This window comes from Nostoc sp. (assembly GCF_036918015.1).
Taxonomy (GTDB): domain Bacteria; phylum Cyanobacteriota; class Cyanobacteriia; order Cyanobacteriales; family Nostocaceae; genus Nostoc.
In genome coordinates, this window is the sequence record NZ_JBALEO010000058.1 from 141,876 (window position 1) to 164,254 (window position 22,379).

Here is a 22,379-nt window from a genome sequence, read left to right on the forward strand (position 1 = left end):
AGACTTATAATTTGCTAACTCTTTCATTTGGCACTTGTCAGGCATTATTTTGGCTTTGAACGATCTTCTTTATGATTTTAAGACATCTGTCTTCAGTAGGGTAAAACTCTAAATGTACATTTGATAACATTGCTTAAGAATAAATAAGTAATTGCAATCGGACTTAATCATGACATACACACAAACTAACGATCCAACTATTCGCGAACACGTTCAAGCTTGGCAAAATTTAAATGTAGATCAACAACTTGCTTTGTTTTGGTTTATCTACAAAGAAATGGGGGGTTCAATTACTCCCGCAGCTCCTGGAGCCAGTACTGTTTCTCCAGAAATAGCTGAAGGTTTATTTAATCAAGTTAAGGAATTATCTCACGAACAACAATTACAAGTTCAACGTGATTTGATTAATAAAGTAGATACCCAAATTTCTCGTGAGTATGGCTCTTTGGGTGATACTACAAAACTCTTGTTTTGGTATCGATTATCTCAAGGGATGGATAATGGTACTATCATTCCTGTACCTGATGATTATCAACTTCCTTCCGAAGCTAAAGCGTTGTTTGGCAAAATTCAAGGATTAGAGTTTGAACAGCAGATGACTCTTTTCCGCGATTATGTTTCGCCAATGGGTGCTGAAGCAAAATCAGGTGCTGGAATTTAGCACTTTTGAACTTTGGAGGATGGTTAAGGGTATCTATTAAGTTATTTATACCCTTCTTTTAAAGCTTGCTAGATTCGCCAGTCACTTAATATAAAATCAAATTTTGATGGCTGGCGTATTTAGAAACTTTTATTTCATTACTTTGAGATGTTTATTACTTCTATAAACATCAAATTTTGCGAATTTGGATATAGAATATCGCTCGACAGTTCTAGGGTTATTGTATACTGCAACTACTTCATGCAATTATAGCGATCGCTGCAATAATTAGCTTGAAAGATTGAGGTGTTAATAAGTTTAAGTTTATTCTAGTCTGCTAGCAGAATTAACATCTAAAAACAACGTCGCTTGGGGTTGTTGACGGAGAATAGAAGCCGGACAGTCTGTACCGATATAGCTTTGCAACATTTCTTTTACAACATTCGCTTTACGTTTTTCTGGAGCAAGACAGATAATTTTCTTAGCTGAACAAATTGTTGGGATGGTGACAGTAAAAGCATACTGTGGAACAGTTTCTAAATTCGGAAAGTGACCTGTACTTACTTGTTGGTGACGGTTCACAGTATCCAGTTTTACCAGTTTCACGCTGTAAGAATCTTGGAAATTTGCTACAGCTGGATCGTTAAAGGCTAAATGTCCATTTTCGCCAACACCAAGACAGCATAAGTCAATCGGTTGTGCTTGCAATAATTTAGTGTAGCGATCGCACTCTGTCAGTGGTTGTAATGTATCACCTTCTATATAGTGAAATTTCTTAGGATTAACCCTTTTCTCTACACGTTCTCGCATATAACGCCGAAAACTAGCAGAATGGTCAGCATTAATTCCCAAATATTCATCTAGATGGAACAGAATAATTCGTGACCAATCTACACCACCCAATGCAATCAAAGCATCAAGAAATTTGAGTTGGGAGTTACCTGTAGCTAACAATACAGCAGCTGTATCCTGAAGATTAAGAACTTGCTGTAAATATTTTTGCACGATTTCGGCAACATCCTCGGCCATTTCGACTTCAGAGTTGTAAATCTGCACTAATAAATCATCAACGCGAAAAAAGTTTGTGGCGGCTACCATTTGCTTACAAAGAAGGTTATCAATTATACGGCAGTTTGCCCAGAGGTTTTACCTGTCTGCCCTTATATGCCCTATCCAGTATAGATTTTAGGATTTAGCAGATTAATTTGTGACTCTTGAAATTTTCTTCTCCAGTCCTCAATCCCCGTATTAACAAAGGAACAATCACTAAAGACAAAAAACAATGTAAACTATTTAAATTAAGTTAACAATTATTTACATTCTACCAAAAAATCATGCTGGCTGCAATTCTCTTTGACCTAGACGGCACTATTGTCAACACTGACCCCATACACTACCGAGCTTGGCGGGAAATGCTGTTAAATTACAGCATAGAAATAGACGAAACATTTTATAAATCCCGAATTAGTGGAAGGCTAAATCCAGAAATTGTTAAAGACATTCTGCCACAATTATCAGTAGCAGAAGGGCAAAAATTTGCAGACGAAAAAGAGGCGATGTTCCGCAAACTCGCCCCACATCTCAAACCGCTAAATGGATTTTCTGAACTACTAGCATGGACAGAAACACATCAATTAAAACGTGCCTTAGTAACTAATGCTCCTAGATTAAATGCAGAATTTATGCTAGAAGTTTTGGGGATAAAAGAAGCTTTCCATACAATTGTTTTAGCGGATGATTGTATTGCAGGTAAACCCGATCCTGTGCCCTACCAAGTTGCCCTGAATAAATTGGGGATTACAGCAGAAGAAGCGATCGCTTTAGAAGACTCTCCCTCTGGTATTCGTTCAGCAGTGGGCGCAGATATCCGCACCATTGGCATCGCCTCCACCCACGATCCGCAAATTTTGCAGTCAGTCGGTGCATTTATGGCAATTCCAGACTTTACTGATTTGCAGTTGTGGACATTCCTAAACTCACTCACCGAGCCAGATTTAAGTGCGATCGCTTCTAATTTTTGAGGACATGGGGAATGGAGAAGAGACAAGGTAGACAGGGAAGACTTAACCCGCATTGAAGCAGCAATTCCCGCCTCTGCGATCGCAGGCACTCGTTATGATGAACATCAAATGTTGGACAGCGAACGCTAATGCGATCGACAGCGTAAAGCAAACTACTAGAGGGTTTGTAGTAAGCAGTTTGGTGCTTAGAAAATAAGGACTAAAGTCCTTACTACGAGCCTCTACTTATTTTTCAGCCAGAATCGCGTAAATTTCCCGTTTAACTTGCTCTAAAAGCTCTCGTACCCGATTTATCCGCTCCATATTGCCACTACGAGCAACCTGCACCACCGCAGCAGCTAACTCTGTGGCGGCATTCCGCAACTCAATAAACTCTTGGGGCTTACCTGTAACAAAACTTTTGAAGGTATCCCAAGGAGTGTCTGAAGGTTCTTGTTGGGCACGTTCTGCCAATAATTGTTTACCCTCATCCGTAATCGTATAAATCCGCTTGCCCCCTTCCTGTGCGCTCTTGAGATAACCACCTTCTTCCAACAATTGGAGTGTTGGATACACTGAGCCAGGACTGAGGCGACGGAAACCACCATAGCGAGTTTCCATCTCTTTAATCAGGTCGTAACCATGACTAGGATGCTCGGATAACAATTCCAGCAGAATGAACTTGATGTCACCCCGACGAGTCCGGTGCTCATCTCCCCAACCACGACCAAACATTTCATTATCAAAGCGTTTGTCATGATGTCTACCATGATGCTTGTCATGATGGTTGCCATGTCCAAACCAAGACTTGACAAGCAATGAATCTTCTTCGCTAACTCCTGCCCATGCAGGTGCGCCAAAACGTGACCGAAAATGTCTAAACATAAGTGAATCTCAAATCAACTTTCTCTAATATACGATATATCGGAATATATCGCGATATATCGGAATAGAATTTTGATGAAGATTTGTAACGAAAGCAGCTTCGACTAGCTAGGAGTCTGCGCTTGTTCGACAAAAGACTCTACCATTGCAAAGATGCTTAATCTACGGTGTTTAATTGTAGATTAAGCATTTTTGCTTAACTCTGAAGTAATAGGTGTCACAAAGAGGTTACTCCACAGATAAAACCCTGTATTTTTGCATGGTTTGGTTTTTTCGTGCCAACTTACTTAATACATCTTGTCTTTTTAGATTAAATATGTATAAATACGAGAGATTTTAGTTAATTTTTTCTTGAGATCGGTGCTAATTACAGATGTGAATATAAGAATTTATTGCTAGTTAAAATTATTAAAACTAATTTTGTAAATTTATAAAATAGTTTATTTTTTTGTATAGATTGTGAACTTAACTTGGGAATACTAAGTGTAATAAAAGTTAAAATTATACATAAACTGATGATTGCTTAACTTTTTTTACTAGCATTCGCTGCTAAATAATCTAGATTCCTTTTTTGAACCACAGTAGGGAACTAATCGGGTTCAATCGAAGCTGATTAGTTCTCTCAAAACTCTCATTGACCCCAACAACAGTTTATTTACACTTGCTTGATTCGTATATCCCGTTTAGTTAAGAATCACTTTAGGTTCAATACTATTCGCATAAGATAACCCCGCCTGGATTTAAGGGAGTGAAGGAAAAAATAGTCTCCCTTTTCAAGAAAGCTAGTGTATTGCGAACTTTCCTAAAGTTATAGGGGCAGGTGTCAGCAAAGCTGACTACCAGTTTTCTATTGAAGAAAAGCTGATTAAATATTTTTGTTTTGGTTGAGATAACAATGTTAGGAACTGACAGTGGCGAACGTGGTAGTGGCAGATAGGAAGAGTGTAAAGTTCTCTCTTGATTATTTGTAGGAATTTTTGAGTGTTGCGATCAAAAAACTGAAATCCCTCATGCTTATAGTCGGGATATAAGCTTAAATCGCGGCAATGACTTTGCTAATGGCACAATTGAATGGTGTGAGTTCGACTTGACGAGTGCCTTCATGTCCATAAGTCAAACTCACGCTCAGATAACTATCTGGTTTGTAGGGCAATCGTTCCGCCCATTCAACTGCCACAATTCCTGGTATCACTTCAATACCTTCCCAGTAACTTTCTAAATTTAGGGTTGCGACTTCTTGCGGTTCTAAACGATATAAATCCAGATGGTAAAGGGGAAAGCGCCCTTCCGTATACTCATTAATCAACGTGAAAGTAGGACTGACAATGGGTTCAGTAATTCCTAAACCTTTACCAATGCCTTGAACTAAAGTCGTTTTCCCAGCGCCTAAATCACCTTCTAGTAAAATTACACTCCCTAGTGTCAGGGATTCGCCAAGAGTAATACCTAAGCGCAGCGTCGCTTCTGTATCTGCAAGAAAAATTTTCATGATTGAGGTATTGGGTATTACTGATTAGTCTAAACAAATGACAAATGACTAATTTTTATCTTCCTTAATTTTGAATTCCCCGTTCGCATAGCGTCTCCGCAGGAGAATGGACTGACTTCTACCGTACCACCGCAATAACACTTGTGCTAGTTTCTGCGGATTGTGACGTACAAAACCTGTTTCATCTTCATACAAAACATTAGCTAGAACAATCCGTCGCCCTAGTTGAGTTACGGCTTCTCTATCGAGGAAAACGGGATGGGAGTTTTGTTGAGCGTAGCGGATAAGTGATTGCTCCGAAGGAGATTTTTTATGTATTAATACAGCATCGAATAGTCGTCTTTGTCCACAAGCAGCATCAATTGCTCTGATGTGATCGGCAACAGTGTAGCCTTCAGTTTCTCCTGGTTGAGTCATGATATTGCAGATATAAATACGGGGGGCATCTGATTGAGCGATCGCATCGGCAATTTCTGGTACTAATAAATTAGGAATTAGGCTTGTATAAAGGCTACCTGGGCCAATAATAATGTAATCAGCTTCTTTAATTGCCTTAATCGCTGCTGGCACTGCCGGAGGATTAGCTGGAATGCAGCCAATTTTGACAATTTTACCGCCAGCTTTAGGAATACTAGACTCCCCCTCAATACGACGACCATCGGCTAATTCTGCCCAGAGGCGAACATCACTGAGAGTTGCTGGTAGTACTTGTCCTCGCACCGCTAGAACTTTAGAACTAGCTGCAACTGCTTGTTCTAAATCTCCAGTAATATCACTCATTGCCGTTAAAAACAAATTGCCAAAACTGTGACCAGTTAACCCATCTCCAGCCCGAAAACGGTATTGAAACAATTCTGTTAATAACTTTTCTTCATCAGCTAGTGCAGCCAAACAATTGCGAATATCTCCTGGTGGTAGCACTCCGAACTCTTGACGCAAACGCCCAGAAGATCCACCATCATCGGCGACAGTGACAATTGCAGTAATATTAGCGCTGTAGGTTTTCAGTCCCCTCAACAACGTAGAAAGTCCCGTACCACCACCAATTACCACGATTTTTGGGCCTCGGTACAATCGACGATGAGCCATCAAGACATCAATGAGTTCCTCTCCACCTTCTGCTCTTAGTACCTTAGTAATTGAGCCTACGGTGCGAGTTTGCCCCCAAAGCACTAACAGCAAGCCGCCAAGCAGCACCAAAGGCCCACTGATATAGTTCGGTAAGAGGTTGGCGATGACTCCCAAGAAACCTCTAACCAACTCAATCATCCAAAAAATTGGGGTTAGCTTAATCCAAATGGCTAACCCCAAACTTGCCAGCAGTACACCCCCAACACTAATTAACAACCAACGTTTTACCGATAGTCCAGGAGATAACCATTTGAACCACTGGTTAACCCGATAGGAAGTACGAGAGCGCGACTGCTTTTGCAGGGCGTTGAGGGCTTGTCTGAGAAAACCAATTGACATACCTGATTTGGAGCAATGCTACAAACAATAATTAACAGAAAATTTACACCGCTTGGTTTAAAAGACCAGGCGTGAAACTATTATATTTATCAATCCTATTAGACTAAGAGCAAGTCGTGAACATTGCCAGTATTTCTAGTTAAACAATAACCCTGGCTTGGTAAAAGTGAATTTAATGGAAAAACGAATTTTAGGATTAGATCCAGGACTGGCAATTTTAGGATTTGGGGTAATTAGCTGTACACAAAATCTCAACAAAGTACCAGAGACTACAGTAAATATGCTGGATTTTGGAGTCATTAAAACGTCAGCAGATGTAGAAATGGGACAGCGCTTATGTACCTTGTTTGATGATTTACACACCGTGATGGAGGAATTTCAACCAGATTTAGTGGCGATCGAGAAACTATTCTTCTATCGTATGTCAAGTACTATCCTGGTTGCACAGGCGCGGGGTATAGTCATTTTAGTGTTAGGCCAGCGTCGTCTTCCTTATGTAGAGTTTACTCCGGCTCAAATTAAACAAGCTTTAACAGGCTATGGCAATGCTGATAAGTCAGAAGTGCAAGAAGCGGTGGCGCGGGAGTTGGATTTAGAGGAAATTCCTAAGCCAGATGATGCTGCGGATGCTTTGGCAGTGGCTTTGACGGCTTCTTATCAGCTGTAGTTACCAAACTACAAATCAGTCCATCACACAACACCTTGAAAGGGCTAGTCCTGATGATGTTGCTCAATGCGATCGCCTACGGTGGGCGGTTACGCGATCGCAAAAAGTCTTGCAAAATAATTGTAATAATATTTAATATGAGTCTAGGTTGTCTAATTTAGATTAACTATTGCAGAGAAATTCTCTCAGACTGAGTAAAATGACAAGTACAACGAGGCAACTATTTTATGGATTAGTTACCCTAGAACTGGAAACTATGTTTTCAGTCCTGAGTTACTTCTGTATTTTGCCTCTGAGGCATACCAATTTAGACTACACCAAATCCTTCATTTAAGAGCTCCCACTAATCATAATGGCTGTGATTGAGAAGAAAAGAACTCGCGATCTGCCCCAAATTAACGAACGAATTCGCTTCCCGAAAATTCGGGTCATTGACACTGACGGTGCCCAACTGGGAATTATGCCCCCACAGGAAGCACTACAACTAGCAGAAGAAAAAGAGCTAGATTTGGTGCTAATCAGCGATAAAGCTGACCCGCCGGTTTGTCGGATTATGGACTACGGGAAATACAAGTTTGAACAGGAAAAAAAGGCGCGGGAAGCCCGGAAAAAACAGCACACGGCTGATGTCAAAGAAGTTAAGATGCGCTACAAAATAGAAGAACACGACTACAACGTGCGTGTTAAGCAAGCAGAGCGCTTTTTGAAAGATGGCGATAAAGTCAAAGCGACTGTGATGTTCCGGGGTCGAGAAATTCAACACAGCGACCTAGCAGAAGATTTGCTCAAGCGAATGGCAACGGATTTGGAGCCTTTTGGTGAGCTTCAACAAGCGCCTAAAAAAGAAGGACGAAACATGATGATGCTCATTTCGCCTAAAAAATAATTCTCTAACTGTTTAATAGACCAAGTTTGAAAATCCTCTGGCTAGAAGTCAGGGGATTTTTTCATCTTTCATTTGAATGCAATATACGCTTTGAGCGCACAGTTAGCTATGCACTCCTACGAAAGCATTTAATTTTATCTAAAATCGATAGTCCTGAACGCTGAATGGGAAACATAATACTCAGTTGCTCAGGACTTTTGCTATTTCCAGGGCATGGAGAGACAAGGGAGCTAGGAGGACAAGGCGACAAGAAGGTATATTTCTTTCCCCCCTACCCCTCTGCCCCCCTGCTCCCCTGCCTCCCCCATCGGTGATACTACCAGAAAATAAAACTGCATGGAACTGAAAAATCACTGGTTGGCTGCACATAAAGTTGCTTTACCACGACTACTACAGTGGGTGAATCTCCGACCAGAGGAGAGCGAACGAACCCAGATAATGTTTCTTTTTTACACAATTGTATGTGTAGGATTGCGGTGGGCGGAAGACAGTACGGTGGCGCTGTTTTTGGATGAATATGGAACTCATCTACTGCCGTGGATGTATATTGCTAGTGCGATAATGAGTGCCGGACTGGTTTTTTTATACTCTTGGCTGCAAAAGATTTTTCCCTTACGTCGGGTAATTGTGGCGATCGCACCTTGCATGTTGATGCCATTAATTTTATTAGTTGTATTACGTTGGGGATATCAATTTTCCTACCTGGCAGTGATTTCGGCATTTCTGCTGCGGCTGTGGGTAGATGCACTTTATGTGGTCAATGACCTGAATACTTCCATCGTCGCTAACCAAATATTTAATATTCGGGAGATTAAACGGACTTACCCACTGGTGAGTAGTGGTCTTTTGGTAGCAGATGTGATCAGTGGCTTTAGTTTACCTTGGCTAGTGCAATACACCACGCTGAATAAGATCATCCTCATCGCCTGTATGGTGATTTTATTAGGATCAGGGATTCTATTCTATTTAACTCATCACTATCGAGCCGCTTTCCCTGAAACCCCACAAAGACTAGTTCCCGAACAACAAGCTTCACGAGAGCGTTTCATTAAAAGTCCGCTGAAGCGGTATGTCTGGCAGTTGTTTGCTTTTGTGGGACTGTTGCAAGTTATTGGATTGTTAATAGATTTTCAGTATCTGCGCGAACTCCAATCCAATTTGAGCGACCGAGAACTTGCGAGCTTTTTGGGTCTTTTTGGTGGAATGTTGGGACTGTGTGAGTTGTTGTTGCAGTGGTTTATTTCCAGCCGACTCATCGAACGAATGGGAGTATTTTTCACTGCCACGCTTTTACCAATTACCGTCGGCTTTTCACTCCCAGGAGTGCTGGTATTACTGCATTTAATTCCAGCCATGCAATCGCAAAGCTTTTTCTGGGGTTTGATAATTGTCAAATTCTTTGATGAACTTCTGCGCTACACCTTTGTCATGAGTAGTGGCCCCATCCTGTACCAACCGATTCCAGAGGCAATTCGCAGCCGGATGCAGACTTTATCTGGTGGAACCGCCGAAGCGATCGCTACAGGTTTGACAGGAGCGCTAATTTTTGTGACTATCTTGTTTTGTGGGCGATTTGTACCCGAACCACTGCAAAAATGGGTGTTAGTAGCAGAAACCATGCTGATAACTGGCACTTGTTTAACAGTAGTTTGGGAATTGCGATCGCGCTATGTGGAACTGTTAGTCTTGAGTGTGGCGCGGGGTCACTTGAGTGCAACCAATGTCGGCTTACGATTTTTCAAACAGGGTGTAGTCAAAGCTTTAGCAGAAAAAGGCAGTGAGGCTGATAAACGCTCTTGTATTGAACTTTTAGCCCAAATTGACTCCCAAGGCGCGGCGGAAGTTTTAGCCCCGCTACTAGTGAAGTTAACCCCAGATTTGCAGCGCCAAAGTTTGGAAGTGATGCTGATGGGAGGTGTCAATCCGATTTATTTACCCGCCATCCGTCCTTTGTTAGAAGAATCTCAAGAAACTAACCCCGAAGTTTTTGCTTTAGCGTTGCGTTACGTTTGGCTGGCGGAACCAAATCCCAATTTAAGCCTCCTAGAAGAATACCTAAACCCCCGGCAAAACTCACTCATCCGCGCCACCGCCGCCGCTTTAGTCTTACGCCAGGGAACGCCCATGCAAAAGGTAGTAGCTACCCAAACCATGCGCCGGATGCTGACTCATAAGCAAGAACGGGAACGGGTGAATGGAGTTAGAGCGCTGAGAGAAGCAGTTTATTTGCAGGCGTTGCGGATTCATATCCCGAATTTATTACAAGATGAGTCGTTACGGGTGCGCTGTGCCGTATTAGAAATGATTTCAGCCACCCATTTAGAAGAGTACTATTCGGCACTGATTGCAGCACTTTATTACAAATCAACTCGCAGCACAGCCATGTCAGCCCTAGTGCGACTAGAAAATGAAGCTTTAGAAATGCTGTTGCGGTTGGCGACCAATATTTACAAACCAGAAGTAGTGCGGATGTATGCTTGGCGTACCATTGCTCAAGTCGGTACTCAGGAAGCATTAGAGAGTTTATGGGAAAACTTGGAAATATCCTGGGGTACTACTAGGGATCATATTCTCCGCAGCTTATTAAAAATCCACAAACAACCAGGAATTAAGGGTTTAGTAGATCGATTTTATGAAAGTCGGGTAGAAAATTTAATTAAGCAGGAATTAAAGTTTTTAGGTGAAATTTACGCCGCATACATTGACTTCCAAACACTAGACCAAAAAGAAAATCATCAATCCAATGAGAGGATTGTGATTGTCTCTGAGTTACTGCAACGCGCCCTTATAGAATTGGAATTGGATGTTAAAGAGCGGCTGCTACTATTACTGAAACTGCTTTACTCGCCAGAAAAGATGCAGGCAGCAGCATTTAATCTGCGATCGCTCTCAGTGGTAAACTTAGCGCGGGGGTTAGAAATCTTAGAGCATACCGTAACTTTGTCTTCAAAGTCTTTATTGCTGAATATTTTAGATAACCGACCACAGACAGAAAAATTACAATATCTTGTCGAAGCTAAGATCGTAGAATATGAGAACATGATAGTTAGCGATCGCCTCCACAGATTGCTGATGTTGGGTAACTTCCTTTCTGACTGGTGTCTAGCTTGCTGCTTTCATTATGCTCAAGTTACACGCACCCGACTAACCAGTTCTGAGATATTAGTGAGTTTGCGTCATCCCACCGGCTTTGTCAGAGAAGCTGCGATCGCATATTTAAATATGGTTTCATATCGCGTTCTCCTGCAAATCCTCCCCCAGTTACAAAAAGATCCACATCCTTTAGTGTCCGCTCAAGTTAAAGAGTTACTCGAAAAATACCAATTCAAAAATTACAATTAAAAAACCTCCAATCGCCGTAGAAGTAGAATTAATGCCCAATGCCCAATAACTAATGCCCAATGACAAATGACCAATGACAAATGACAAATGACCAATGACCAATGACAAATGACAAATGACTATTTGTTAACCTGTAAACTGAAGTAAAAATTCAAAGAATATCAGGAATCATGTACGTACTCATTGGTGGAGCAGGCTTAGTGGGGCTAAGTTTAGCGCAAAAGCTGGTAGAACTAGGACATACTGTTGCCGTAATTGACATTGACCCTATCGCTTGCCGCTACGCCCGCGAACAAGTAGGAGCAATGGCTTTTGAAGGCAGTGCTGTAAGTACAGAAGTATTGTTAGAAGCGGGGATTCGCAAAGCCGGTTCCTTGGCAGCAGTTCTGAGAAGTGATGCCTTAAACTTAGCAATGGTAACTCTTGCTAAACACTACGGTGCCCCCCATATTTTGAGTCGAATGCGCCACCCCGATTTTGCCGAACCATTGCGGATAGCTGGAGCTAACCATATTATCAGTACTGTGGAACTATCAGTTTCAACAATGGTGAACGCCATTGAGTATCCACAAGTGGAATCAATGATGCATTTTGAGCAGGGACAGATTGAAGTTCTGAAACTTTCCATCCCCAACAATTGCTATGTTGCCGGTCGTAGCGTCGCCGAAATTGCTCAAGATCCCCAATTCCCCACTGGTTCGCTAATTATTGGCTATCAATCTCATCCCCACGAAGATTTGATGATTCCTAACGGCAGTACAATACTGGAACCTCATTCAACTGTGCTGATTGTGACTAAACCAAGATGCTTACATCAAGTCATTGATTTTATTGAACAAAGATGTTGAGCGCAGTTCCTACCTAAACTGTTTATTAGGTAGGGTTGGCTACACATATAAAAAATTGGTGAGTTTTGATGAAGCTGTATAGATATATTTATTTAGCGATCGCTGTTATTATTCTTGCATCTTGTGAATCAACACCCAAGTCACAACCCAATGCCATTCCAGCAACCCCATTGCAAAAAACAGTGACGCTGGATCAGAATTTTAAGATAGCCAGCGGTCAAACTCTTTATGTTCCAGTCTACTCTCATATCTATCATCACAATCGCCAAGAGATTTTTGAGTTAGCAGCTACGCTTAGTATTCGGAATACAGATTTGACCAATCCGATTATTATTACTTCTGTGCGCTACTACAACTCAGAAGGGAAACTAGTTAAACAGTATTTGGAGCGCCCTATTCAACTTGATGCCCTAGCTTCGACAGATTTTTTTATCAATAGAAATGACACCAGTGGAGGTTTAGGCGCAAACTTTATTGTCGAGTGGGTAGCCCAAACAGAAATATCCGAACCGATAGTGGAGGCAGTCATGATTGGTACTGACTTTCAACAAGGAATTTCTTTTATCAGTCCTGGTAGAGTAATTAAAAGTCAAAATAACGATAAGCGATCGCCTTTAAAATAGAAATTTTCAAAAGCTAATTTATCGAACAGAATTCAGCACTCATCACTCATCACTCAGCACTCAGCACTCAGCACTCAGCACTCATCACTCAGCACTCAGTATGGGCGCGATCGGGAATTGGAGAACAAGGGAGTTAGTAGCCAATAGATAGATAATACTTAGCAATTTTTTTTTGTAACGAACTTATGTAAAGCTGTAAAAGAAAAATGCCTTGTTAAATCTATGAACATCCATAAAGTCTCTACTACTCCCTTCAGCGACCAAAAGCCTGGTACTTCTGGGCTGCGGAAAGCAGTTAAGGTTTTTCAGCAGCCCCACTACCTGGAAAATTTTGTCCAATCCATCTTCGATTCTGTAGGGGACTTGCAGGGACAAACCATAGTCCTGGGTGGTGATGGTCGTTATTACAATCGCCAAGCCATTCAAATCATTTTGAAAATGGCTGCGGCCAATGGAATTGGGCGGATTAAAGTTGGCCAACGGGGGATTTTGTCTACTCCTGCAACTTCCGCGATTATTCGCAAGTACGAGGCTATTGGTGGCATCATCTTGTCTGCTAGCCATAATCCGGGCGGGCCAAATGGTGACTTTGGCGTGAAATATAACATTAACAACGGTGGCCCAGCGCCGGAAAAGGTGACAGAGGCTATGTACGATCGCAGTAAAGTGATTGATAGCTACCAAATTCTGGAAGCATCAGATGTAGATTTAGAAACTTTGGGTGAGTCACATTTAGGAGAAACGGTAGTTGAGGTGATTGACTCCGTACATGATTATCAAGAGTTAATGGAGTCCCTGTTTGATTTTGAACAGATTCACCAACTGTTGACAAAAGGAAATTTTCGGTTCAGTATCGATGCCTTACATGCGGTGGCTGGCCCTTATGCCCATGCTATTTTTGAGCAACGTTTAGGCGCACCAGTGGGAACTGTGCAAAATGGTACACCCCTAGAAGACTTTGGCGGCGGCCACCCCGACCCAAATCTGGTTTATGCCCATGATTTGGTGGATATTTTGTACGGAGAGAATGCGCCCGACTTTGGGGCAGCTTTTGATGGAGATGGCGATCGCAATATGATCTTAGGGCGTAAGTTCTTTGTCACTCCTAGCGATAGCCTCGCAGTGTTAGCCGCAAACGCCAAGCTAGTCCCTGGTTATAGTGCAGGTTTAGCCGGGGTAGCGCGATCGATGCCTACTAGCCAAGCAGTAGATCGAGTTGCTGCTCAGATTGGGATTGAATCTTATGAAACACCCACAGGCTGGAAGTTTTTCGGCAATCTCTTAGACGCAGGTAAAGCGACTCTCTGCGGTGAAGAAAGTTTTGGTACCGGCTCTAACCATATCCGCGAAAAAGATGGGCTATGGGCTGTGCTGTTTTGGCTGAATATCCTAGCAGCCCGGCAACAATCTGTTGAGCAGATTGTCCGGGAACATTGGCAAACCTATGGACGCAATTATTACTCTCGCCATGACTATGAAGAGATACAGACAGAGCAAGGCAACACTTTAATAGAAAGACTGCGTTCTTTATTGCCAAACCTTAAAGGTAAGCAATTCGGTAACTATCAAGTTGAATACAGTGATGACTTTAGTTATACCGACCCTGTTGATGGTAGCATTAGCGAGCAACAAGGTGTTCGCATTGGCTTTACTGATGGCTCCCGCATTGTGGTGCGACTTTCTGGTACGGGGACTCAAGGTGCAACCCTAAGAGTTTATCTAGAAAGCTACGAGCCAGATCCCGCCAAACATGACCTCGATCCACAGCAAGCACTTGCTTCTTTAATCACTATTGCTCAGGAGATAGTCCAGATTCGCAAACTGACAGGACGGGAACAGCCAACTGTAATCACCTAGCACTTTGTTAATACCAACTTGAAAAAAGAATACAACAAATAGACCCTTTGTAGAGACGCGATTCATCGCGTCTTTACCCAAGGATGTGTTGCAATCATTAATTTAATTGGTATAAGCTAGTTTTGAGGTTTGTAGTAAGAATTTTAGTGCTTAGAAAGTAACGACTAAAGTTCTTACTCTGACCGGTCTTTTTTTTACCTGAAAACGGTCACAATCCTCTATTCTCTCTGCTTCACCTTCTTTGTCACCCCTTCAGAATAACGAAGCTCAAAGGTTCATTAATAAAGCCCAGACTATGCCCCATGCCCAATCCCCATATTCTTAATCATCTTCTAATTTCAGTAATTGTTCATCGAGAGTTTGTATCCGCCCGCGCACAATTTCTTCTGAAAGAATTCGCTTCCGCATTGCCTCATTGAGCGCTCCTTTTTCTGCCAGCAGTAAACGTCGGCGAATAGCTTCCAGTTTACTGCTCTTGCCATTTCTAGCTTCCACCTCATCAGGGCGACGATTATATAATTCCCGCAGTGTCTTTTCTGCACCGGCAATTCGTACCTGATAAGCTGAACGCATCTCTTCATAAACGGCTTTTGGTAATACCCCCGATTTCAATAAGCTATCTAATTCATCTTGTGCTGCCTTACCCGTTATCAACTGAGCTTGCAACTCTTCAACCTGTTGTTGAACTTCAGAAAATTTAGATAACTTTAAGCGTTTTACTACCCAAGGCAAACTTAAACCCTGTCCCACTAACGAAACCAACACACAGCCGAAGACTATAGCTATCAAGACTTCTCGCCCTGGCAGTGTTGTAGGTAAACTCAATGCCAGAGCCATTGAGAGTGAACCTTTGATGTTGCCTAAAAATAGTAAATGTTGCCAGCGTAGCGGAATTGGGCGGTCAATCCAACGAATCCCTGCTAGCAGTGGATACACCGTAAGAACTCGCCCGATTTGATAAGCCAAAACTGCAAGTAGAATTGCAGGTAAAGTTTTCCAGAGCGTTACCAAATTTATTTCTACACCAATCAACAGAAAAATAAAGGTGTTGACAGTAAAACTGGCATATTCCCAGAAACTCAACAAGGTAATGCGGCTAGAAGCAGAAGTATTGCGAGAAAGCCCAAAATTCCCGAAAATTAATCCAGCGACAACTACGGCCACAGGGCCTGATACACCGAGAAATTGCCCAACCTGAAAAGTTCCTAATGCAACTGCGACTGTCAGCAAAAGACTGCTAAGAGCATCATCTAAACGGGCGAATACAGGTATACTCAAGTAGCCCAAGACTAACCCCACAACGCAGCCTCCTAGAGAGATAAATAGCAGTTGTTGGATTCCCTCTATAAATGTGAGTGAGCCTGTTGAATATACTTGCACAATCAAGTTGAAGGAAACTAGGGCAGCGGCATCATTGAATAGAGTTTCCCCTTCAACGATGGTGGAAAGCCGCGAGGGTACTGGTATATCCTTAAATACAGCAATCATGGAAACAGTATCAGTGTTTGCCAGAATTACTCCGACAAATAACGCAGGTATCCAACTCAGTCCTAGCCCAAATTTCAACAGGACGGCAATAATCGCACTGGAAACCAAAGCCCCTGGCCCAGCTAGTAGGGCAATTGGTTTAAAGGTGCTGCGTAGGCGGCTAACATCTGTATTAATACCAGCTTCAAAGATCAGAATTGGCAGGAAAAGATCCAAAACAAGGGTTGGACTTAAACCAATCCGACGAGACAATAACTCAGTGATGGGCAAACCTGCTAATACTAAACCCGTAACATAAGGGATTCCCAACCGCCGGGATAGCAAAGCTACTCCTGTAGCCAGAACCAAGAGAATAATTGAAACTTTGACTAATTCGGTAACATCCACTATTGCGTTTTGGAGAGTTAGTTTGACTTGACTGATAGATTCTCTCTTCATTCACTCTAAACTATTGAGGGATTTTAAAACCCCTGCATTACTGTAGGGGTTTAGCAAATTAATGAATTTCTTCCAAATCCTTCACATACCCGCACTCAATGCAAAAAGCAATTAGTTCTTCAGCATCCTCCGGGTCTATAAACATTTGACCATCAGCACATCTAGGGCACTCACCGTAAAAATCTAAGTTCCCTTGATTGTCATACTCGTCATCGTCGTCAGGGTCATAAACTGCATAATCTTGATCGCTCATTTTGTGTTCACCTCCGGTGTTGGCTGCGCGATCGCTCTCGACAACTCCCGAAACAACATATTGGCAACCTTGGAACTGAGTTTAGCCTGCAAGTGCTTGCCATTAAGCAGCTGCTTACCGGAAGCATCAACATTACTTTTGAGGGCTTCTTTATAAAGTGCAATCTCCTCACCAATGGCATTATTGGGCAATCGACCATTGATTTCGATTTTGGTAATCACATATTGCCAAAAGTTCATTCGGCACAAGGCACTACCACTACCTTTCTCAACTAACTTGTCGCCGGACTGCTCTAGGACGGTTCCCATGCCTAACCTCAACTTGAAAGCATCGCGCGAACGGTTACGTTTAACCCGTTTGATGTCCCCAGGTAAGAATTTCACTACAGATTTACCATTTTCACGAGTGACTTCTTTCTTCTTAACTTCCCTGACCTCTCGCTCAATTAACTGTTTACCATTGGTCAAAAACGCTTCAAATGGATAAATTCGACTAAGCAGCCGGGCCCGAATTCTCAGTCCAAAATTAAACCCGTCAAAGACCTGGTTGTAGGTTTTGAATTGCTCGTGGTTGACCAATGGCTTGAGCAAAGCTTCTAAGCGTTGCTCCTCCAAGTTAATGTCGCATAACCAATCAGCATGAAGTCGGATAATCGGATCTATTTCTAGCCCAAGTTGTACCGCTATTGATTGTTGATATATTTTGGTTATGGATTTGTAGCTTTGTGGGTGTACTTCCGTTTCCCTTTGAGCTAACCAACCCCATAGCGGCGGTACATTTCCCACTTTGGTACTGTCAGTTTTACTGTGTGCTTTTTCTGGGAATTGCCACGCCAGCGCTTGACGGGTGTAGTTGATAATAGGTGACTGGACGCGGTTTAGGTGTTCGAGTTGCTGTACCAGTTCCCGCAATTGGTTAATCGGTTGGGGACGGTGCATTAGAAATGATTGGGGGTTAAGTTCGCCAGATTCTAGATAATTTTCTTGATCCACAGCGTAGGCAGCCATAGCCAAAGCATCAGCAGCGTCAGATTTGTTAGGCAGATTTTTCCCGCCACGATAACGCCGCAGTTCGATATGACCTACCCAAAGTATATTTATTCCTAAGCTTTCTAGAATTTGCGCCCAAAGCCTTGAGTAATGATTGCCTGTTGGTTCGATAATCGCGATATCAGGCTTATTGTCTTTGATATAATCAACGAAATCAAAAACTGATTTCTGATTACTTTTTGGTTTGGGATTAGAGTAGAAAGTAGGAAATAAACTCGATGCTTTAACTCTAGTTTTCTGCCAATAGTTTTTCAAACCTCCTACTGGGTATTGGGTTAAAATATGACAAGTGACTGATGACTTGCTAACATCAACTCCCAAGGATGTAACTAATTTAATTGTCATGGTTCTGCCGAGAATTGGGATTTTTTAGTATTCGTGGTGGCACACGAATCAATTTTGAAACCCAGTTTTGACGCTCGAATCCTCCTAACACCCCACCAAAAGAGGGGCGCGATTCACTCTTAACGCTGGGTTTAGCCCGGTAGCTCTAGAGAAGGTGCGCTTGAATGAAGTAACACCCCAATTAGGTGTGCGATTCATGCCTAACGCCCCACTCCCTAGAAACAGTGGGGCGGGTGCTTTGGACACAACCCGCGACGGTGGTTGATTCCACCGTTTCGGCTACTGTGTCAGGTAGCCCGCGCTTGGGGAGAGCGCGATCGCAATTACGATTCATCAGGCGGTTACTCAGTCTCAATTTTTGGCAGCACATCTTCTAGATGTCGAATAACCAGAATTAAATCCGATTCAATTTGTTCATCTATTGCTGACTCCCCCTCCTCAAATTGACCAACATATTTAATTAGTTTGTCTAAATGAGATTTGGCTTTAAAAAGCTTGTGCCAAGTGATGTAGTAATCCCATGCTGGATCTGGTTGTGGTATATCGTTTAACTCATTCATAATCACTGCTTGCTTAAACGTTTGACTTGTTCAAGTAACTCAATATTTTTGGCGATTCCAAATTTAACTGGGGATAATTCACCATCTGGAAGTCTATCTACTAATTCCTCAAAAGTTTTACAAGTGGATAGCAAGTGTCTTGTCAAAATATCAACTGTTCTTTTTAGAGCCTGAATTCTTTTAGCGGTGTCTGAATCTTTCATGAAAATCTAGCCCTCTGCTCATCTTCATCCCAGAATTCATCCTCCTCATCTGGATCGTAGTAGGGAGGCATCTCGCCCCAGGACTTGCGCCAAAAATCATCACCATGCAAATATTCGCGTCCGCATAATTCTGGTGGTTTACCAGGCATTAATATCATTGCGATACCTTGAGCGAATAGTGGGGGATATCCTTGCTCAGGGTCTTTTAAGTCAGTCCAGCAGTGGCAATTATTGATGTATTTTGTGCCTTTATAGATCCATTCCAGCTTGAAGAATTCATAATGCCAGCGGTCTTTATTTCCCCAATCTTGAGGACGCGCAAATGCCATAAATCCTGTTTCGGAAATAGAACCGTCTTGTTCTAAGCCATAAACAGTTACGACGTTGTGAACTTCAGTTATTTGTATTTGGTCTGAATTGGTTTGCTCCATTTTCTTAATTACTGATTAAAAATTCTCGTTAGGATCGTTTTTTTGGGCTTGAGGCGTTTGGTCAAAAGGGATATCGGGATTGTCCTCTTTTGGTGGTTCATCCTTAATTTTTCCAAGCTGTTTAAGTTCATACTTGAGTTCGGCAATCTCATCAAGCAATTTTTCTTTCTGCGCTTCAGCTTGCAACATTTGCCTGCTGTATTCCTTGGTTACTGATTCTCGGATTGTGCGCTCTACTGTGTCCGCAAGTCGCAAGATAGCAACTTCTGGGTCTTCTCCTTCCTCAACTTCGGCAAACAGTTCTAGATGTTTGTTTTCGTAATTTCCGAGATTGAGTACCCGTTTGTAAGAAATGGTTTTAATTCGCATGAAGTTTGTGATATTTTTTACTTGTTTGAATCGATTTTCAGTTGCGATCGCACTCCTCCCGGTACTGCGATCGCAATTTGATTTTGAGCTATGCTTTAACTTCCTGGTGCTGGGGTAAATCGAAAACTACCTCAAAGATTCCCCCTCCCTGACGCAGGATGCTCGTGTAAGCATCTGCGTCAGACTGGGTGCGAAATCGATAAACACAAGTACTCCTACCACTGGGCAAATGTTGGAAAATCGCCCACGGTCTAAGTCCGTCACTGTAATTCATAAATTCAAAATTCCTAATTCTTAATTGTGCAAAAAAGACCAGCACAAGCTTTCCAGCCTGCGCTGGTGCAACCATATATATCCAGGGCGTTAGCTAGTGGGCTTGATCCATAGGCGATGCCTCCGTATCTAAAAGGCTGCGGCCCCAGCGGACTTGATTAATCAGCGCTTCGATTAATCCCTCTCGATCGCCCACGGGTAAGGAGCTATTAGCTTGATGCCCGACTATATATATTTCATTGCGGCAGCTTCCTGGAGATTGATCGCAAAGTTGAATGGCAAGAGCCGAAATTAAAAACAGCTTCTCGCGTCTGCTCATCTGTTCAAAAGTACTACCGTACTCCTCTTGGAGTGATTCCAGTAAAGAGCCGTCGTTTATGGTGTAGCTGGTGAAAAATCCTATTGGCTTGCTCATTGGTAAGATTGCTATTACGAATTATTTGTTGTTTGGCGATCGCTCCATAAGACGGTATCGGTCGCCTTTTCAATAATTAGATTTCCTCCTCATCTGGCTCAGACTCTACTTTTTCGCCGATGACTATAGTCACGCCGTCGTCTCCAGACTGGAAATCAACGATCGCAAATTCCTCATCGTCAACATCCCTAACGTTTAGCTTTGTCGCACCAGGGTAGTGCTTCAGGTTTTCAAGCAGTTCTAAAACTGTGGTTGTCATGTTGTTTCTAGAGTAAGTGTGTGTTGCAGACATGAAACTATCACCGCTCGGTAAACTCGTTACCGCGATCGCTTCTCTGGTGATTAAGGTTGTTTCCGCGCCGGGGCTTACGCAGTGGCGCGGGTGCTTGCTCCGGCGAACACGCAAGGTGGCGTGGGGGAGCGATTTGTGTTGCAAAAGTTTTGTCTTTGCAATAACATACTATTACGCAAAGACATAACGTGTCAACGTTATGTCTATACAAAAAAGTTTTGTAAAGATAAAATGGAGATAATTCTATGAAAGCAAGCAATGGCACGACCCAAGACGTTGGCGGACGACGCAAAAACAGTAAACGTGAGGATGAGTCAGGGCGACTGGGAGAATATGGACAAGATAGCTCAGTCAATGGGACTAAACAGATCGGAGCTACTTCGGCTGATAGCTCAGGAGAAAATATCATTAGGACAAGCGTCACCTGGGATGGACGCAGCGATGCTGGGAAAATCTTAGAGGAGGTTTTGCTTCTAAAACAGCAATTTCTCGACTATGTGAAATCACATCAAGGCAGGCTAGAGGCAAGGCTCGACGAAAGCAAGAAACAAGAACAGAAATTTTTAGCTAACGCTGAAGGGCTTGAACTAAGGCTTAGAAAAGCACTTACTATCCAGCAAACTAAAGACGAATCAGATAATACTGAAGAACCTGAATAAAACCGTCCTGCCTGCAAAGGTATGGACGGTTTTATTTTGTGAGGAGGGCGTGAAGTTTACAAATGCGGGATTTCCCGATGTCTCAATCAGGTTATTTCCCGCATCGTGGAACTGAACATCTACTTTCAATCCCCGTGTACATTCTAATCAGCCTTCTGCTCAACCTTTGCATTCTCTATTACGGCATAATCGCCTTGATAGCAGCGTTGCAGCAGGTTCGCCACCAGTGGCAAATCCTTGTATCTAAATTCAGCCAGCCACAAGGCAACAAATCCCACTCATACCGCAACGACCCCAGAAACAGATACCTGCAAAGTGATTTACTCATCCTGCTCAAAGGTGACGTGGCATCCGCCAAAAGACTTTTGGCGCAGCAGAGGCGAAATAACCCAGGACAGTCAGATAACTGGTATTTAGAGAAAGTTATCTATGACCTAGAGCGCGACAGGCGATAACCAAGTGCGATCGCACTCAACCTCTACAAGTGCGATCGCAAACGACTAATGACTAATGACTAATGACTAATAACTTATGACCAATGGCTAAATCAAAAATCTCATCAAAAGTAGTTCGAGCCAGGGGTCTAGCTATTTACGAGTTAGACCGGTTTATCAACTATGTCCGCACCGTTGACCCAGAACTAGAACACGACCAAGCGATCGTATTAACAGCATACCTGTTGAGCGACTTGCCGAAAGTATTCCAGCAAAACCCAACGCTAGTAGATCGGATAAAAGAGATAGCGGCAACCCTAAAGCTTAAAAACCACCACTAAAAAACCAAAAAGCCACCAGAAGATTTTGCGATCGTGGTGGCTCCTTGAGAAATCACTAATAGTATTATGCCAGAAAATTCACCTAAAAAATCACTTCCGTGGACGGAAGAACACGAAGCATT

General features: G+C 42.6%; 26 protein-coding genes. 11 read left to right on the forward strand and 15 right to left on the reverse strand.

What is annotated here, in order from left to right; genetic code table 11:
• The first annotated feature begins 169 nt into the window (after positions 1–169).
• Positions 170–661 carry an orange carotenoid protein N-terminal domain-containing protein gene (locus V7K61_RS13640; RefSeq protein WP_335053803.1) on the forward strand — a complete coding sequence of 164 codons (492 nt, stop codon included), beginning with the start codon at positions 170–172 and terminating at the stop codon, positions 659–661.
• A 303-nt stretch (positions 662–964) separates the two neighbouring features.
• Here V7K61_RS13640 and V7K61_RS13645 read toward each other — a convergent pair whose 3' ends face one another.
• Entirely contained in the window at positions 965–1,738 is a 774-nt protein-coding gene (locus V7K61_RS13645) for a glucosamine-6-phosphate deaminase (protein WP_335053804.1), read from the reverse strand.
• Between the two features lie 236 nt (positions 1,739–1,974).
• On the opposite strand from V7K61_RS13645, the gene V7K61_RS13650 reads away from it, so the two are divergent.
• Positions 1,975–2,661 (forward strand): HAD family hydrolase, encoded by a 687-nt coding sequence (locus tag V7K61_RS13650; RefSeq protein ID WP_335053805.1) that lies wholly within the window; start codon positions 1,975–1,977, stop codon positions 2,659–2,661.
• Between the two features lie 225 nt (positions 2,662–2,886).
• On the opposite strand, the gene V7K61_RS13655 is transcribed toward V7K61_RS13650, so the two are convergent.
• The 3 genes from V7K61_RS13655 to V7K61_RS13665 form a co-directional block, all read right to left on the reverse strand.
• Positions 2,887–3,525, reverse strand: coding sequence for a PadR family transcriptional regulator (locus tag V7K61_RS13655; RefSeq protein ID WP_335053806.1), 639 nt, complete (start codon positions 3,523–3,525; stop codon positions 2,887–2,889).
• A gap of 1,033 nt (positions 3,526–4,558) precedes the next feature.
• A complete protein-coding gene (tsaE, locus tag V7K61_RS13660; RefSeq protein WP_335053807.1) occupies positions 4,559–5,014 on the reverse strand; it encodes a tRNA (adenosine(37)-N6)-threonylcarbamoyltransferase complex ATPase subunit type 1 TsaE in 456 nt (151 codons plus the stop codon).
• A 48-nt stretch (positions 5,015–5,062) separates the two neighbouring features.
• Positions 5,063–6,484, reverse strand: a complete 1,422-nt coding sequence (locus V7K61_RS13665) for a gluconeogenesis factor YvcK family protein (protein WP_335053808.1) — start codon at positions 6,482–6,484, stop codon at positions 5,063–5,065.
• Positions 6,485–6,659: 175 nt separating this feature from the next.
• On the opposite strand from V7K61_RS13665, the gene ruvC reads away from it, so the two are divergent.
• From ruvC to V7K61_RS13695, 6 genes are all read left to right on the forward strand, one after another.
• Positions 6,660–7,151: a crossover junction endodeoxyribonuclease RuvC gene (gene ruvC / locus V7K61_RS13670; protein WP_335053809.1), complete on the forward strand. Its 492-nt coding sequence runs from the start codon at positions 6,660–6,662 to the stop codon at positions 7,149–7,151.
• A gap of 352 nt (positions 7,152–7,503) precedes the next feature.
• Positions 7,504–8,037, forward strand: a complete 534-nt coding sequence (gene infC / locus V7K61_RS13675) for a translation initiation factor IF-3 (protein WP_104908867.1) — start codon at positions 7,504–7,506, stop codon at positions 8,035–8,037.
• Positions 8,038–8,373: 336 nt separating this feature from the next.
• Complete coding sequence (locus V7K61_RS13680; protein ID WP_335053810.1) at positions 8,374–11,379, forward strand: MFS transporter; 3,006 nt, start codon at positions 8,374–8,376, stop codon at positions 11,377–11,379.
• 170 nt (positions 11,380–11,549) lie between these two features.
• Positions 11,550–12,227 (forward strand): potassium channel family protein, encoded by a 678-nt coding sequence (locus V7K61_RS13685; protein WP_335053811.1) that lies wholly within the window; start codon positions 11,550–11,552, stop codon positions 12,225–12,227.
• A 68-nt stretch (positions 12,228–12,295) separates the two neighbouring features.
• A complete protein-coding gene (locus tag V7K61_RS13690; protein WP_335053812.1) occupies positions 12,296–12,850 on the forward strand; it encodes a DUF3124 domain-containing protein in 555 nt (184 codons plus the stop codon).
• Between the two features lie 222 nt (positions 12,851–13,072).
• On the forward strand, positions 13,073–14,707 hold the full coding sequence (locus V7K61_RS13695; protein ID WP_335053813.1) for an alpha-D-glucose phosphate-specific phosphoglucomutase: 1,635 nt from the start codon (positions 13,073–13,075) through the stop codon (positions 14,705–14,707).
• 321 nt (positions 14,708–15,028) lie between these two features.
• On the opposite strand, the gene V7K61_RS13700 is transcribed toward V7K61_RS13695, so the two are convergent.
• From V7K61_RS13700 to V7K61_RS13750, 11 genes are all read right to left on the reverse strand, one after another.
• Positions 15,029–16,582: a cation:proton antiporter gene (locus V7K61_RS13700; RefSeq protein WP_335053830.1), complete on the reverse strand. Its 1,554-nt coding sequence runs from the start codon at positions 16,580–16,582 to the stop codon at positions 15,029–15,031.
• A 109-nt stretch (positions 16,583–16,691) separates the two neighbouring features.
• Positions 16,692–16,886, reverse strand: coding sequence for a hypothetical protein (locus V7K61_RS13705; RefSeq protein WP_335053814.1), 195 nt, complete (start codon positions 16,884–16,886; stop codon positions 16,692–16,694).
• A complete protein-coding gene (locus V7K61_RS13710; RefSeq protein WP_335053815.1) occupies positions 16,883–18,280 on the reverse strand; it encodes an IS110 family transposase in 1,398 nt (465 codons plus the stop codon). Before V7K61_RS13710 ends, V7K61_RS13705 begins: the two co-directional genes overlap by 4 nt.
• 181 nt (positions 18,281–18,461) lie before the next feature.
• A complete protein-coding gene (locus tag V7K61_RS13715) occupies positions 18,462–18,614 on the reverse strand; it encodes a hypothetical protein (protein ID WP_335053816.1) in 153 nt (50 codons plus the stop codon).
• A gap of 7 nt (positions 18,615–18,621) precedes the next feature.
• The gene (locus V7K61_RS13720; protein WP_335053817.1) at positions 18,622–18,840 is read right to left on the reverse strand and encodes a hypothetical protein; all 219 of its coding nucleotides are present in this window, start codon (positions 18,838–18,840) and stop codon (positions 18,622–18,624) included.
• Positions 18,841–18,842: 2 nt separating this feature from the next.
• Positions 18,843–19,043, reverse strand: a complete 201-nt coding sequence (locus V7K61_RS13725; protein ID WP_335053818.1) for a hypothetical protein — start codon at positions 19,041–19,043, stop codon at positions 18,843–18,845.
• Positions 19,040–19,474, reverse strand: a complete 435-nt coding sequence (locus V7K61_RS13730; RefSeq protein ID WP_335053819.1) for a hypothetical protein — start codon at positions 19,472–19,474, stop codon at positions 19,040–19,042. Before V7K61_RS13730 ends, V7K61_RS13725 begins: the two co-directional genes overlap by 4 nt.
• A gap of 15 nt (positions 19,475–19,489) precedes the next feature.
• A complete protein-coding gene (locus tag V7K61_RS13735; RefSeq protein WP_335053820.1) occupies positions 19,490–19,843 on the reverse strand; it encodes a hypothetical protein in 354 nt (117 codons plus the stop codon).
• 88 nt (positions 19,844–19,931) lie between these two features.
• Positions 19,932–20,117, reverse strand: coding sequence for a hypothetical protein (locus tag V7K61_RS13740; protein WP_335053821.1), 186 nt, complete (start codon positions 20,115–20,117; stop codon positions 19,932–19,934).
• A 93-nt stretch (positions 20,118–20,210) separates the two neighbouring features.
• Positions 20,211–20,531 (reverse strand): hypothetical protein, encoded by a 321-nt coding sequence (locus V7K61_RS13745; RefSeq protein WP_335053822.1) that lies wholly within the window; start codon positions 20,529–20,531, stop codon positions 20,211–20,213.
• Positions 20,532–20,607: 76 nt separating this feature from the next.
• Positions 20,608–20,967 (reverse strand): hypothetical protein, encoded by a 360-nt coding sequence (locus V7K61_RS13750; RefSeq protein WP_335053823.1) that lies wholly within the window; start codon positions 20,965–20,967, stop codon positions 20,608–20,610.
• A gap of 101 nt (positions 20,968–21,068) precedes the next feature.
• Between V7K61_RS13750 and V7K61_RS13755 the strand changes: the two genes are divergently transcribed.
• The 3 genes from V7K61_RS13755 (at position 21,069) to V7K61_RS13765 (ending at position 22,257) form a co-directional block, all read left to right on the forward strand.
• Positions 21,069–21,482, forward strand: a complete 414-nt coding sequence (locus tag V7K61_RS13755; protein WP_335053824.1) for a hypothetical protein — start codon at positions 21,069–21,071, stop codon at positions 21,480–21,482.
• A 77-nt stretch (positions 21,483–21,559) separates the two neighbouring features.
• The gene (locus tag V7K61_RS13760; protein WP_335053825.1) at positions 21,560–21,937 is read left to right on the forward strand and encodes a hypothetical protein; all 378 of its coding nucleotides are present in this window, start codon (positions 21,560–21,562) and stop codon (positions 21,935–21,937) included.
• Positions 21,938–22,020: 83 nt separating this feature from the next.
• Positions 22,021–22,257 (forward strand): hypothetical protein, encoded by a 237-nt coding sequence (locus V7K61_RS13765; protein ID WP_335053826.1) that lies wholly within the window; start codon positions 22,021–22,023, stop codon positions 22,255–22,257.
• Positions 22,258–22,379: the final 122 nt, after the last annotated feature.